This window comes from Lederbergia graminis (genome assembly GCF_042655485.1).
In the GTDB taxonomy this organism is placed as follows: domain Bacteria; phylum Bacillota; class Bacilli; order Bacillales; family Bacillaceae_C; genus Lederbergia; species Lederbergia graminis.
This window is the reverse complement of record NZ_JBHSMC010000005.1, coordinates 45,171-59,348: the sequence shown is the minus strand read 5'-3', so window position 1 is coordinate 59,348 and position 14,178 is coordinate 45,171. Positions and strand designations below refer to the sequence as shown.

At 35.7% G+C, this 14,178-nt stretch carries 17 protein-coding genes; 10 read left to right on the top strand and 7 right to left on the bottom strand.

The window, feature by feature from the left end; genetic code table 11:
• Positions 1-8: 8 nt before the first annotated feature.
• Together ACFPM4_RS06480 and ACFPM4_RS06475 are read left to right on the top strand one after the other, a co-directional pair.
• A complete protein-coding gene (locus tag ACFPM4_RS06480) occupies positions 9-851 on the top strand; it encodes an EcsC family protein (protein WP_382349200.1) in 843 nt (280 codons plus the stop codon).
• A complete protein-coding gene (locus tag ACFPM4_RS06475) occupies positions 848-1,348 on the top strand; it encodes a MogA/MoaB family molybdenum cofactor biosynthesis protein (RefSeq protein ID WP_144924137.1) in 501 nt (166 codons plus the stop codon). Before ACFPM4_RS06480 ends, ACFPM4_RS06475 begins: the two co-directional genes overlap by 4 nt.
• A 52-nt stretch (positions 1,349-1,400) precedes the next feature.
• Here ACFPM4_RS06475 and ACFPM4_RS06470 read toward each other — a convergent pair whose 3' ends face one another.
• Positions 1,401-1,844 carry a DUF4830 domain-containing protein gene (locus ACFPM4_RS06470; RefSeq protein ID WP_382349196.1) on the bottom strand — a complete coding sequence of 148 codons (444 nt, stop codon included), beginning with the start codon at positions 1,842-1,844 and terminating at the stop codon, positions 1,401-1,403.
• 44 nt (positions 1,845-1,888) lie between these two features.
• A complete protein-coding gene (locus ACFPM4_RS06465; protein WP_382349193.1) occupies positions 1,889-2,236 on the bottom strand; it encodes a hypothetical protein in 348 nt (115 codons plus the stop codon).
• Between the two features lie 358 nt (positions 2,237-2,594).
• Here ACFPM4_RS06465 and ACFPM4_RS06460 point away from each other — a divergent pair, with 358 nt between their 5' ends.
• Together ACFPM4_RS06460 and argH are read left to right on the top strand one after the other, a co-directional pair.
• On the top strand, positions 2,595-3,800 hold the full coding sequence (locus ACFPM4_RS06460; RefSeq protein ID WP_144924129.1) for an argininosuccinate synthase: 1,206 nt from the start codon (positions 2,595-2,597) through the stop codon (positions 3,798-3,800).
• Positions 3,797-5,167 carry an argininosuccinate lyase gene (argH, locus tag ACFPM4_RS06455; protein WP_382349188.1) on the top strand — a complete coding sequence of 457 codons (1,371 nt, stop codon included), beginning with the start codon at positions 3,797-3,799 and terminating at the stop codon, positions 5,165-5,167. The genes ACFPM4_RS06460 and argH overlap by 4 nt, the downstream gene beginning before the upstream one ends.
• 270 nt (positions 5,168-5,437) lie before the next feature.
• Here the strand turns inward: argH and ACFPM4_RS06450 are convergent, their stop codons facing one another.
• Positions 5,438-5,896, bottom strand: coding sequence for a universal stress protein (locus ACFPM4_RS06450; protein ID WP_144924122.1), 459 nt, complete (start codon positions 5,894-5,896; stop codon positions 5,438-5,440).
• A 102-nt stretch (positions 5,897-5,998) separates the two neighbouring features.
• On the opposite strand from ACFPM4_RS06450, the gene ACFPM4_RS06445 reads away from it, so the two are divergent.
• A complete protein-coding gene (locus ACFPM4_RS06445; protein WP_186324752.1) occupies positions 5,999-6,145 on the top strand; it encodes a hypothetical protein in 147 nt (48 codons plus the stop codon).
• An 81-nt stretch (positions 6,146-6,226) separates the two neighbouring features.
• The gene (gene ald, locus ACFPM4_RS06440; RefSeq protein WP_144924119.1) at positions 6,227-7,342 is read left to right on the top strand and encodes an alanine dehydrogenase; all 1,116 of its coding nucleotides are present in this window, start codon (positions 6,227-6,229) and stop codon (positions 7,340-7,342) included.
• A 325-nt stretch (positions 7,343-7,667) separates the two neighbouring features.
• Here the strand turns inward: ald and ACFPM4_RS06435 are convergent, their stop codons facing one another.
• Entirely contained in the window at positions 7,668-8,765 is a 1,098-nt protein-coding gene (locus ACFPM4_RS06435; protein WP_144924116.1) for a M24 family metallopeptidase, read from the bottom strand.
• 356 nt (positions 8,766-9,121) lie between these two features.
• On the opposite strand from ACFPM4_RS06435, the gene ACFPM4_RS06430 reads away from it, so the two are divergent.
• From ACFPM4_RS06430 to ACFPM4_RS06420, 3 genes are all read left to right on the top strand, one after another.
• Positions 9,122-9,805, top strand: coding sequence for a metal-dependent hydrolase (locus ACFPM4_RS06430; RefSeq protein ID WP_382349183.1), 684 nt, complete (start codon positions 9,122-9,124; stop codon positions 9,803-9,805).
• A 222-nt stretch (positions 9,806-10,027) separates the two neighbouring features.
• Positions 10,028-10,270, top strand: a complete 243-nt coding sequence (locus ACFPM4_RS06425) for a hypothetical protein (RefSeq protein ID WP_382349180.1) — start codon at positions 10,028-10,030, stop codon at positions 10,268-10,270.
• An 81-nt stretch (positions 10,271-10,351) separates the two neighbouring features.
• Positions 10,352-11,662, top strand: coding sequence for a DRTGG domain-containing protein (locus ACFPM4_RS06420; RefSeq protein ID WP_382349177.1), 1,311 nt, complete (start codon positions 10,352-10,354; stop codon positions 11,660-11,662).
• Between the two features lie 182 nt (positions 11,663-11,844).
• Here ACFPM4_RS06420 and ACFPM4_RS06415 read toward each other — a convergent pair whose 3' ends face one another.
• The gene (locus tag ACFPM4_RS06415; RefSeq protein ID WP_144924099.1) at positions 11,845-12,150 is read right to left on the bottom strand and encodes a YtpI family protein; all 306 of its coding nucleotides are present in this window, start codon (positions 12,148-12,150) and stop codon (positions 11,845-11,847) included.
• Positions 12,151-12,284: 134 nt separating this feature from the next.
• On the opposite strand from ACFPM4_RS06415, the gene ACFPM4_RS06410 reads away from it, so the two are divergent.
• Positions 12,285-13,226 carry a DHH family phosphoesterase gene (locus tag ACFPM4_RS06410; RefSeq protein ID WP_382349173.1) on the top strand — a complete coding sequence of 314 codons (942 nt, stop codon included), beginning with the start codon at positions 12,285-12,287 and terminating at the stop codon, positions 13,224-13,226.
• Positions 13,227-13,290: 64 nt separating this feature from the next.
• On the opposite strand, the gene ytrI is transcribed toward ACFPM4_RS06410, so the two are convergent.
• Both ytrI and ytrH read right to left on the bottom strand, forming a co-directional pair.
• The gene (ytrI, locus tag ACFPM4_RS06405; protein WP_144924093.1) at positions 13,291-13,794 is read right to left on the bottom strand and encodes a sporulation membrane protein YtrI; all 504 of its coding nucleotides are present in this window, start codon (positions 13,792-13,794) and stop codon (positions 13,291-13,293) included.
• On the bottom strand, positions 13,791-14,123 hold the full coding sequence (gene ytrH / locus ACFPM4_RS06400) for a sporulation membrane protein YtrH (RefSeq protein ID WP_144924090.1): 333 nt from the start codon (positions 14,121-14,123) through the stop codon (positions 13,791-13,793). Before ytrH ends, ytrI begins: the two co-directional genes overlap by 4 nt.
• Positions 14,124-14,178 lie beyond the last annotated feature (55 nt).

The following is a 14,178-nucleotide window of genomic DNA, read 5'->3' as shown; positions in this document are numbered from 1 at the left end:
GGGATAAAGTGAAATTAACCGAAAGGGAAGAATCACTTTTGGAAGAACTTCATGAATGGAGCCAATCGTTTTTTTCGTATGAAACGAAAGGGTGGGAGAATTTGTATGATAAATGGGTCGAGCAGGCTTTTTCTCTTCTTCCTGAATCCGTTCAAATGCAATTTTTCGAGAAGCTTGATAGTTCGTTATTTCACTTGAATTCTCTTCTCCGCGGTACGAAAATGCAAAATGATGCAAGTGCTCGTATTTTAGATGCAGCAAAAGCGATTGATGAACAAGTACAGTCGTTTGCAGATATAAAAAAAATGCCAGTTGGTCAATTGACATTTCTTGCTGAACAACAGGCGTCACGACATCGGATTTATTCCTTTATACAAGGTGGAATGACTGGTACTGGTAAAGCAGTATTCTTGATGAGTGATTTTTTAGCGTCGATAGTTATTAATTTGCGAGCTGTTCAGCTTATTGCGATGTCTTTCGGTAATAATGTCCAATCTCCTGCAGCATTATTGGAAACAATAAAAGTATTAAATGTAGCCATGATGCCAAATCGAATGAAATTATTTGGCTGGGAAGATTTAATGCAGGACTTACAAAAGGAAGATACACAATTTTACTTTGATGGACACGACCGAATTACAGATCAAACATGGATAGATGAGCCATTAAAAGAGGTATTAAAAATAGCACTCATCTCATCCATGTCCAAACTAAAGACTTCTAATATTCCTATCCTATCGATGTCGATTGGTGCTTCGCTAAATTATCAATCGACTAGAAAAATAACTCATTTTGCAATCAAATTCTACCAATATAAATATTTATTGGAGAAAAGTGAGGGCTATAAATGAGTTTGGAGACAATGCATGACAGTACTAGATCAATAAAATGTGCTGTTATTACGATTAGTGATACAAGAACAGAAGAAACAGATAAAAGTGGGAAGTTGCTTCAAGAGTTGTTGCGCAATAATGGACATCTTACAACTACCTATCAAATTGTTAAAGATGAAGAGAAAGCAATAATTGATGCGGTAGAAATGGCTTGTACAAAAGATATTAGCTTGATCTTAATGACAGGTGGAACTGGTATTGCAAAACGAGATGTAACCATTGAAACAGTTTCTCGACTTTTTGAGAAAGAAATCGTAGGTTTCGGCGAAATTTTTCGAATGCTAAGTTATACCGAGGATATTGGTTCAGCAGCCATCTTATCTAGAGCAGCTGCGGGAGTATATCGTGATAAAGCTATTTTTATCATGCCTGGTTCTTCAGGAGCGGTAAAGCTAGCGATGGAGAAACTGATCTTAAAAGAGATTGGGCATGTAGTAAAGGAACTCACAAAATAAAAAAATGAATGGTTTTCTAGAAGTCATATTAGATGACTTTTAGGAAGCCATTTTATTTATCTTCGTTTTTAAGTTGCAAGTTATTTTCGCTAATTATATCTTCATTTATTAATCTTTCTTTGTCATCTAAATTAAATCCGCCTGGTGTCCATCCTGGAAGCTTTCCATAACCACCGATTATTTCGTCCTCTACCTCGTATATATAAGTAATTAAGTTACCTTCATTATCTTTTTGTTTTAACTCGTACGTATACACTGTAACTTCCTCACCTATATAGTCATCCAAAAATGTAATACGACTAGCATGATAGTTACTTAGCGCTTCGATCGGTATGTCTAATGTATATGTTTCTACGTCAGTACGTTTTTTAATTTCCCAACCTTTATCAACTAAAAATTCTCTATGTACTTTGTGTTTTTCACTAATAGGTCCACTATTACAACCAATGATTAGTATGATTGTACTTACTAGCATAAGTATCATTCTAATTTTCATTATTACACTCCTTAAATAGTATCAGAGATATTTTTATCAGTTACTTATTTTATTTCGTTCCATAATCTTTGGGCTTCTTCGGAATTTTTTGCTGGACCAAAATATATGTTGCTTTCCTGTGAAATGTCTTTTTGGGCTATAGCAAAGGACATTATATTAAAGTTGTCGTCAATTGAAAGAACGTCTAAAAAATTATTATGAATATCGAACGGATGAGAATGTGGGATAATGAATAAAGGGATGTATTTCTCATTTTTAAATTTTTGGTCTAACCTTTCCCAAAAATGATCCCTTTCTAATGGTGTATCAGTATCTAGAAAACTATGATAGGTAATATCATCAACTGTTATTGTTCCTCTTAATTCAGTTGGGCTAAAAAAGTATTTTTTCATTTAACATCCATCTTGACATCTACTTGCTTTTCGTCAAGTGTACTCGCTAAGAATGACTTTTGAATCTTCACTGGGACATGATAATAAACTGTAAATATAGAAAAAATCACCAAAGTAGAAATAAAGAAAAATAATGTTCTCTTTTTATTAGTAATCATAACCCCCTCCTTATACATAATTGTATGAAAATTCCTCCTATTTAACAATTACTTTATTTGGATGTATAGTATATTATTTTTATACATTTTAATGAATAAGTATTGAAAATATGAATCTATTATGATATTATCCAATATATTAAATGATTAAAAATAAATTTTAATGTATAACTATACACTCACTAACAGGAGGATTTATCATGAAAAAGAAAGTTGTTCTTGCTTATTCTGGAGGTTTAGATACGTCTGTTGCGATTAAATGGTTTATAGATAAAGGGTACGATGTTATTGCATGCTGCCTGGATGTTGGTGAAGGGAAAGACTTAGCATTTATTCAGTCAAAAGCACTTGATATGGGAGCATCCAAAAGCTTTGTAGTGGATGCAAAAGAGGAATTTGCGAATGAATATGCATTACTTTCTTTACAAGCACACACAATGTATGAAAATAAATATCCATTAGTTTCTGCTTTATCTAGACCATTAATTTCAAAAAAATTAGTAGAAATTGCAGAACAAGAAAATGCGGATGCAGTGGCACACGGCTGCACTGGTAAAGGGAATGACCAAGTGCGTTTTGAAGTATCGATAAAAGCTCTAAATCCAAATCTTGAAATTCTTGCCCCTGTTCGTGAGTGGAGTTGGTCACGTGAAGAGGAAATCGAGTATGCGAAAGATAAAGGTGTTCCAATTCCAATTGATTTAGATAGCCCTTATTCCGTAGATCAAAATCTATGGGGAAGAGCAAATGAATGTGGGATCTTAGAAAATCCTTGGGAAGCACCACCGGAGGATGCATATGATTTAACAGTTGCGCTTGAAAATACACCGGATACTCCGGATATAATTGAAATTGAATTTGAACAAGGTGTACCTGTATCTATTAACGGGAAAAAATATCCACTTAGTGAACTGATTTTAGAATTGAATGCTTTAGCTGGTAAACATGGCGTCGGAAGAATCGACCATGTAGAAAACCGCTTAGTAGGTATAAAATCACGTGAAATATACGAATGTCCTGGTGCGATGACATTACTTACAGCACATAAAGAATTAGAAGACTTAACTTTAGTGAAAGAATTGGCGCATTTTAAACCTGTTATCAGTAAAAAATTAACGGAATTAATTTACGATGGGCTATGGTTCTCTCCATTAAGAGATGCTCTTGTGGCGTTTATCAAAGAAACACAACAATATGTAAATGGAACAGTTAGAGTAAAACTATTCAAAGGCCATGCGATTGTGCAAGGAAGAAAATCACCAAATTCTCTATATAATGAAAAGCTTGCAACTTATACAAAAGAAGATCAATTTGACCAATCTGCATCTGTTGGCTTTATTAAACTTTGGGGACTTCCAACTGAAGTACACAGCATGATTCAAAAAAAGGATGGGGTTAACGCATGAAGAAAGCATGGGGAGGGCGCTTTTCAAAAACACCCGAGCAGTGGATTGAGGAATTCGGCGCCTCCATCTCTTTCGATCAGGAATTAGTAATGGAAGATATTGAAGGAAGCATTGCTCATGTGAAAATGCTTGGAAAAACAAATATCATCTCACCTGAAGAAAGTGAAAAAATCGTTGCCGGATTATTAAACCTCAAAGAAAAAGCACAAGCTGGCGAATTAGAGTATTCTGTTTCAGAGGAAGATATCCACTTAAATCTTGAAAAAATGCTGACAGATGATATTGGGCCAGTTGGAGGAAAACTTCATACGGGAAGAAGTCGAAATGATCAAGTAGCTACCGATATGCACTTATACTTAAAGAAACAAGTTCAAATAATTAAGGGACATATAAAGGAGCTGCAAGCAGCACTTGTAGGGCAAGCGCAAGAAAATGTTGACACAGTCTTGCCCGGCTACACTCATTTGCAAAGAGCACAACCGATTTCTTTTGCCCATCATTTACTTGCATACTTTTGGATGTTACAACGTGACTATGAGCGCTTTGATGAAAGCACAAAAAGAATCGACGTATCACCACTTGGGGCAAGTGCTCTTGCAGGTACTACATTCCCAATTGATCGTCACTACACTGCTGAACAGTTAGGATTCGCGGCTGTGTATGAAAACAGTATGGATGCTGTTAGTGATCGTGATTTTATCGTAGAATTCCTTAGTAATTCTGCTTTGACCATAACCCATCTTTCTAGACTTGCAGAGGAAATTATCCTTTGGTCAAGCCGGGAGTTTAGTTTTATTGAACTGGATGACACATATGCGACAGGCAGTAGCATTATGCCACAGAAGAAAAATCCAGATATGGCGGAATTGATTCGTGGAAAAACAGGTCGTGTTGTTGGTAATCTAGTAGGAATGTTAACTACTTTAAAAGGTTTACCATTAACTTATAACAAAGATATGCAGGAAGATAAGGAAGGTATGTTTGACACAGTACATACTTTAACGGGATCTTTAAAGATATTCGCCGGCATGATAGCAACAATGACAGTGAAGAAAGAAGTTATGGAAGAAGCGGTTCATCAGGATTTCTCAAATGCAACGGAACTTGCTGATTATTTAGCAACGAAAGGAATTCCTTTCCGAGAAGCACATGAAATTGTTGGTAAGCTAGTCCTTACATGCATAAATAAAAATTGTTATTTACTTGATTTATCCATTCATGAGTTGAAGGAAGCCTGCCCTAATATTGAGGAGGATGTATACGAAGTTCTTTCCCCAAGACAAGCAGTAAAGAGAAGAAATTCGTATGGTGGAACAGGTTTCGAACAGGTGAAATTCCAATTAGAAAAAGCAAAACAGCTTTTATAAATATCAAAAAAGGCTGATAGAACAAAAGAATTTAATTGAACTAAAAGCCAAACTATCGCTTGAATTATTTTCAAGATAGTTTGGCTTTTTTCTATAGAAATGATGTGCTTTTTTGCAGACATCGGCTATTTGCAATGTGAATGAAGGATAGTTTTAGGTTGTAATCTAATATTGAATGGACCGTTATCTGCGAAGTGTATGTCCGTATCTGGATAGTTGCATTAATATTTGTCAGATTTAGATTTAGTTATAAAGCTTTTGTCTCAGCTTTCACTCTTTAATTACTTCTTCTTCTGTTCTAACAACTAGTACGTCACATGAAGCGGAACGGGTAATTTGTTCGGAAACACTTCCAATTAATAAACGTTCGACTGCATTTAATCCAGTTGCACCACAAATAATTAGGTCGGCTTTTATTTTTTGTGCTGCTTGTTTTGGAATAACTACCTTTGGTGAGCCGTATTCAATAATTGTATCTAATTCTGTCAGACCTTGACTTGCTGCTTCTTTTTTGTAATTACTTAATATGTCTTTTGCATATTTCTCGGCTCTTTCAGCCATTGTCCCATTATAAGCATCAATTGCTACGAAAGACCTCGTATCAATGACGTGAATAAGTGTTAGTTTAGCATTGTTTCGTTTAGCTATTTGTATTGCTTTTTTGAAGGCGTATTCTGCGGATGTTGATCCATCTACTGCGACTAATATATTTGAATAACCAAGTGCCATATTAAATCTGCCTCCTTTTTCTCTATTTTAACATGTTTACCCAAGTATATCTGCTTTAATCTAACAGATAATAAAACGATTAAAGAAGAAGGAGATGGAATTGTGTCAAAACAACAAGATAAACATCAATTTGAGTATACGGAAAAGGAGAATGAACAAACGATTCAACAAATTTCTGACATGTACATTGTAGGTGGAATTGAACAACAAATTGAAAATAATAATGATACAATAGAAGAGACAAAATAATTCTAAAATTCCAAGCAGCTTATTTCTTATTTATTGCTGCTTGGTTTGTTTTTAGGAAACAGTTTAATGGAGGATAGTTTAATGAAGATTGGAGTACCTAGAGAAATATTAAATAATGAAAATCGAGTAGCGATGACACCATCAGGAGCAGAAACATTATTAGCATCTGGTCATGAAGTTTATGTGGAGAAGGATGCAGGTGCTGGTTCAGGTTTTACTGATGATGAGTATTTACAAGCTGGTGCAAAAATAGTAAATACTGCGGAAGAGGCGTGGTCACAAGAGCTGGTCATGAAAGTAAAGGCACCACTAGAAGAAGAATTTCCTTTTTTTCGTGAAGATTTAATCATATTTACATACCTTCATCTAGCGAATGAACCAAAATTAACGGATGAATTAATTGCAAAAAAGGTTACAGGCATTGCCTATGAAACAGTTCAACTACCAAATCGAACTTTACCTTTATTAACGCCAATGAGTGAAATTGCTGGCCGTATGTCTACACAAATTGGCGCTCAGTTTCTTGAAAAAATCCATGGGGGTCAAGGTATTCTTTTAGGTGGTGTCCCAGGAGTAGAGCGTGGTAAAGTAACGATTATTGGTGGAGGAATTGCCGGTACTAATGCAGCGAAAATTGCAGTGGGATTAGGTGCGGAAGTGACAATCATAGAACTAAGTGTAGATCGATGCCGATATTTAGATGATTTGTTTAAAAATCAAGTAACGACGTTAATATCAAATTCCTATAACATTGCACGTGCGGTGGAAAATTCTGACCTTGTCATAGGTACTGTATTAATACCTGGAGCAAAAGCTCCAAAGTTAGTATCAGAAGAAATGGTAAAATCGATGAAACCTGGGTCTGTAATTATTGATATTGCCATTGATCAAGGTGGAATATTTGAAACAAGTGATAAAGTCACTACACATGATAATCCGACATATATTAAGCACGAAGTCGTTCATTACGCTGTAGCAAATATGCCAGGAGCTGTTCCAAGAACTTCAACAATTGCACTAACAAATGCGACTGTTCCGTATGTATTACAAATTGCTAATAAAGGGTATAAGCAAGCATGTTTAGACAATGAGGCATTGCGAAAAGGAATCAATACATTAAAAGGTCATATAACATATAAAAGTGTAGCGGAAGCATTTGATTATGAGTATACAAATGTTGAGAGTTTATTAGATTAAGAATTATCGGTATATGGCTTCAAGATAAGTGTGTTTTGATGTATAACTATAACTAAATTTATACCCGCTGCGGAAATACACTTCGCTTTCCACGGGCGGTACGGAAGCCTCCTCGGCGCTGATCGCGCCTGTGGGGTCTTCCGGCTACCGTAAGTCCCGTAGGAGTCTACGTGTATTTCCTCCGCTGGTAACTTTAAATGTGCATAGCAGAAGTGCTATCCTGTGAGAATAGCATTCTAAGACACAAAAATCCGAATTATCTTAATCATGATTCAGTGATAGTTTGTTTTTTGTTACCGTTTAAATTTCTTAATCTCTTTTTAACTTAGTTAATTACTTGCAAGTTCTTAGGAAACTTAGTTAATACTTCAACACCATTTTCTGTGACTAGTACGTCATCTTCAATTCGGACTCCTGCTACTTCTGGTACGTATATTCCTGGTTCAATTGTAAATACCATGCCTGGTTTCAATTGTAGTTCATTCGTTGCTGTCATAGAAGGATATTCATGTACACTTATTCCGAGACCATGTCCAAGGCGGTGTGGAAAATAGTCACCATATCCAGCATTGTGAATTATATCGCGAGCAATTTTATCGAGGTCCATCGCTCTTACACCGGGCTTTACTGCCTGCACAGCAGTTTCTTCTGCTTGTAGAACGGTGTTGTATATCTTTTCCTGTTCAGCTGTAATGTCACCATAGGCAACTGTTCTCGTAATGTCGGAACAATAACCTTCATAAATTACTCCAAGGTCAAAGAGGACAAGGTCACCTTTTTTAATCTTCGTTTGGCCAGGTGTGCCATGTGGAGAAGCTGCGTTTTTTCCAGTAAGAACCATTGTATCGAAGGACATTCCGGAAACGCCTTTTTTCTTCACTTCATATTCGATTTCAGCAATGATATCAAATTCGGATTTACCTTCCGCAATTGCATTAACCCCAACTTCTACAGCGAAATCAGCAAGTTCACATGCTTTTCTTAATAGCTTCATCTCTGATTCATCTTTTACTAAACGTAATTCATGAAGAATTGCTTCTGCAGAACTAAACACAGCACCTTCAAAACGAGATATTAATTCTTCATATCTCTCCACATTTAAATTTTCTTTCTCAATCGCAAACTTTCTCACGTTTATATTACGTGCTTTTATTCTACTCTCAACAAAATCCCAAGGCTTATCTGTATCACTATAGCCGATGATTTCATTGTTCCACCCTACATTTTTAGCATCATTTACTTCCATAGCAGGACAAACTAAGAATGGTTCTTCTTCTTGAAAAACTGCTAGTCCAAGTAAACGTTCATGCGGTTCACTTAAAAAACCAGTTAAATAAAAAACATTATCTGGTGAAGTAATAAAGGCAACGTCTATATTTTCTTTTTTTAACCAAGTTGATAATTTAGTTAATCTTTGATTCAATGTTTCCATCTCCTCTTTACTAGTTCGATTTCAAGAATTAGTATACACGTTATTCCCTTTCATTAATAACGATAAGGGTTTTATAAAAAAGCTCTGTTAAACTCTGTTGTTGATTTTCGCTCCAGTACACTCGCTTTCCTCGGGCACGGCCTCAGCTAACTTGGCAAAGAAAACCGCTTTGCCAAGTGAATCTTCGGCTCGTGCTGTTCCCGCAGGAGTCTCGTGTACATCCGCTACAATCAACTAAGTTGTTAACAACAATGAACTTTAACAGAGCCTATAAAAATGAAAGCAGGGAAAATCAATTTTGACTCGAAGTAATTATATAGAGAAATATAAAAGGAGTGTTTTTCATAATGAAAGTTTCCTATCATGGTCATTCAGTAGTAAAAATAATTACAGAAGGTAAAGAGATTTTAATAGACCCATTTATAACTGGGAATGAATTAACGGATTTACAAGCTGATAAAGAAAATCCTGATGTTATCATCTTGACACATGGTCATGGCGATCATGTTGGAGATACTGTTGAGTTAGCGAAACGTAGCAATGCGTTAGTAATTGCACCGAACGAATTAGCAACTTATTTAAGCTGGCAAGGATTGAATACTCACCCAATGCATATTGGAGGTGCGTACCAATTTGATTTTGGAAAAGTAAAATATACCCCTGCATTTCACGGTTCTGCAATCATTACCGACGATAAGCAGATCATTTATATGGGAATGCCAGCAGGAGTCTTGTTCATGGCTGAAGGAAAAACCATTTATCATGCAGGTGACACTGCTTTGTTTTCAGATATGAAACTCATTGGCGAACGTCACCCAATAGATCTTGCCTTCTTACCAATCGGAGATAACTTCACGATGGGACCAGAAGATGCGGCAGTTGCAGCGTCTTTTATTAAGGCTAAGAAAGTCGTGCCGATACATTACAATACATTCCCACCAATTAAGCAAGATCCACAAACCTTTATAGAACTTTTAGAAGAAGGTATTAGAGGGGAAATCATGAATGTAGGGGATGAAATAGAGATATAAGGAATATATTTTAATACGATTTATAATATATTTTTAGATAGTTAACGAATAGCAGGAGGAACTATGAGAAGTTCTCGAGTAATTCTTTTACTTATTTTGTTGACGATTCTTATCTCTGCTTGATCTTTAAATGATAAACATAATATTGGATATTTATATATTTAGTTTTGTCCACCAATCTCCTTGCATACAATAGAAAAAAGTATGCAAGGAGGTTTTTTTGTGAAAAATCGTTTATTACTTTGTTTATTACTTTGTGCAGCGATGTTGTATTATGCGGTTCCAAGGTTGAATGTGGAAGCTACCGGCCTTGAGGGGGTTTTTGCTATTTCTTGGCTTGCATTCGCATTCATTGTTGTTGCAGGAAATTTAACGGCGCTACTTTATATGCCGAAGCACAAACAAAGAGCAGTACGTAAACAAAATCATCAAAAGGTGGAAACAAAGCGTTTACGAGGTAGATAATCCTACAAAATTGAAGATTGCCATTTTTCTCGATATAATGTTGTGTACAGGTGTTACGGATGAGAGAAAAGGGTGAAAAGCTTGGCAACTAAGCATGAACAAATAATTCGCTATATTGACGGACTCCCAATTGGGGAGAAAATTTCCGTTAGACAAATAGCTAAAGAATTAAGTGTAAGTGAAGGAACAGCATATCGTGCGATAAAAGACGCTGAAAATAAAGGGTACGTTAGTACGATTGAACGTGTAGGTACAATACGGATTGAACGAAAAAAGAAAGAGAATATCGAGAAGCTCACTTTTGCAGAGATTGTTAATATTATTGATGGACAAGTGCTCGGAGGTAAAGATGGTCTCCATAAAACATTAACTAAATTTGTTATCGGTGCGATGAAGATAGATGCAATGATGCGCTATACAGGTGCTGGCAATCTACTCATTGTCGGTAACCGTACGGAGGTTCATGAGCATGCGCTTAGAGCAGGTGCTGCTGTATTAATTACAGGAGGCTTTGATACTAGTGATCATGTAAAACGTCTTGCAGATGAGATGGAACTCCCGATTCTGTCAACTAGCTATGATACATTTACCGTAGCCACGATGATTAATCGTGCGATATATGATCAACTAATTAAAAAAGAAATTATATTAGTCGAAGACATTTTAACATCAGCGGAAAATTCTGCATGGATGACACAAACAGAAACAGTTTCAGATTGGTATAAAAAGAAGAAAGCAACTGATCATAGCAGATTTCCTGTATTAGACGGGAATCAAAAAGTGATAGGTATCGTCACTGCAAAAGATGTAATTGGTCAAAATGAAAATTTTACAATTGAGAAAGTAATGACGAAAAATCCTTTAACTGTCGGTAGAAAAACGAGTGTCGCTTCGGTCGCCCATATGATGATTTGGGAAGGTATCGAAGTATTACCTGTTGTGAACGAACAACAAAAGTTTGAAGGTCTTATTAGCAGACAGGATGTATTAAAAGCGCTACAAATGATACAAAGGCAACCACAAGTTGGTGAAACAATCGATGATACGATAACCAAGCAATTATCTGTTGTACAGCAACAAGGGAATCAAACATTTACTTTTGAAGTATCACCACAAATGACCAATCAACTAGGAACGATATCATATGGTGTTTTTACAACGATGATGACAGAGGCTGTCACACAATTATTTAGACAACAGAAAAAAGGCGAACTCGCAATTGAAAATATGACGATTTATTTTCTGAAACCAGCACAAATGGATAGCAAGCTCACAATTCAACCGAGGATATTAGAAGCAGGAAGGAAATTCGGAAAAGTAGATGTAGAAGTGTACAATGGGAATGTTTTAATAGGGAAAGCGATGATGATGTGTAGGCTGATAGAAAAATAGAGCGTGTAACAAAATTTTTAACTAGATAACGCTTCGGAAATACACTAAGTTCGCAAAACGCGACCAAAGAAGGTCCTTTTTGCATAAATTATTTCTATAGAAAAAAGCCAAACTATCTTGAATATAATTCAAGCAAAAGTTTGGCTTTTCATTCCATCTACATTCTTAGATTGTAGTTTGTTTTACTCTTTTGCAAGATCTTCCGCTTCTCTTAGGACATAAGGTACGTGATGACGATAAGTTCGGAAGCCAACCCAAGCACTAAAACTACCTAAAATAATAAATATTGCAGCTATAATGTAAGTTGTAGTGGTATCATATAAGAAGAGTTGATTAATACCAAAAAAGGCTACAAATATTCCTAAAGCTAAGCTTGATTTACCATTTAACATCCGTTTTTCCATCGGACGTTTACTACGTACATACTTTATTTTATAAAAGACATAAAATGATAGAGATAAAACAATAACGAAAACTAAAAAGGGCATAATGAAATCCTCCCATTCAATGTGAATAACCCTAATGTATATTTTAACGCAAATCATAATGGAAATGTAATAGTACTATTGAAAGATAAGTGAACAAATAAGCGAGAGTATTTGACTCTAGAAAGGAATATACCATGAAGAATGAAATTTTAGAAGCAATTAACCAGTATGATACGATTATCATCCATCGTCATGTCCGCCCAGATCCAGATGCATATGGATCACAAGGTGGTCTAGGGGAGATTTTAAGAGCAAGTTACCCAGATAAGCAGATTTACACAGTAGGAGAACGCGATACAGGTCTGGATTTCTTATTTGTTCCGGATGAAATCTCAGAAGATACATATAACGGTGCATTAGTAATTGTTTGTGATACAGCGAATAAGGAACGAATTTGTGATAGTAGGTATCACCTTGGAGACAAGCTTATTAAAATTGATCATCATCCTAATGAAGATAAATATGGTGATATTCTTTGGGTAGATACAACTGTTTCCTCTACAAGTGAAATGATATATGAATTTTACTTATATGGAAAAGATAAAGGACTTGTCATGACTGATGAAGCAGCAAGACTAATATTTGCAGGTATTGTTGGTGATACAGGACGTTTCCTTTACCCAAGTACTACACAGCGTACATTTGAATATGCAGGTGAATTAATTCGCTACAATTTTAATCGCAACGAATTATTTGATGCGATGTATGAATTAGAAGATAAAGTCATTAAACTCCAAGGCTACGTTTTTGAGCATTTTAAAATGGATGAGAACGGCGCTGCAGTTGTAGAACTTCGGAAAGAAACATTGGAACAATTTGGTGTTGTTCCGTCTAAAGCATCATTACTAGTTAGCTCCTTAGGCAGTGTAAAGGGGATTAAAGCGTGGTGTTTCTTTATTGAAGAGCATGATCAAATTCGTGTCCGCTTGCGTTCCAAAGGACCAGTTATTAATAAAATTGCGATGAAATATAATGGCGGAGGACATCCATTAGCTTCAGGAGCTTCTGTATACTCTTGGGAAGAAGCTGAGTTAGTAAAACAAGATATTGTAGAAATATGTAAAAAAGGTAAGTAAACGTCAAATGACTAGCTGATTTCTGTTTTGATATCAGCTAGTCATTTAGTAAAATGCGAAAGTTCTATGCTAGTTTTAGTTCGACAACAATATTTATCGTTGTATAGTAGGAAATCTTGCGAACGATTAGTTTGTAATCTTTACCGTTAATATCATGATTTCTATTTGTAATTGTTTTCTCTATGATCTCGCTATTTTTATAGACAATCCCTAAATCTTTTTTTAGTAATGACTTTAAATCTTCTTTTACCGTTTCTTGTACCATAAAGACACTTTGCCTGTCGTTAATATCGTATTTTTCATAACCGGTTAGCTTCACGTCAATATTTTGAACGGTCAGCAATTTTTCGTTTTTCTCATTTAATTCTTTATAATCTTCCTGCCACAATTCTTTTTCTTTTTCTAATTTCGCAATTACCTGGGCTTGGTCATCAATTATATAGCCGAATCTCTCTTGCATCGCTCCAAACATATATAAAAAGATTACCCAACTGATACAGCCACCAATTGCCGCACCAGAGAAAAAACGTTGCCAATTAGGTTTGCGATATAATGGCGGAATTCTCATGAAATATGCTCCTGTGTTAGCCAAGTAATAATAAGAGCTGCTGTTTTTGCTCCCCCCATAGCAGATAGTATCCAAAGAAATTGCTTAAATAAGTCTCTCATCCCACCATCTAAAAAACCTCTCTCGAAGCTATACACAGTATCGAAAGTTCCACCAATTGCAGCAATGATAGCCCAAATCCTAATCCTACTAGAAATTTTAGCTATTTCTGTGAAAAGTGGTTCTCCTGTAATAAAAGCAGCAAGTCCACCAATTAAAGCTCCACCGAACATAATGCCTAATGCAATGAAGTAACAATTAAAAAAAGTGGGGAAAAAGGCTTCATTCATACAACCATCTCCAGTTTTAATTAAAATCACTATATTTAAATATATGGGACAAAGT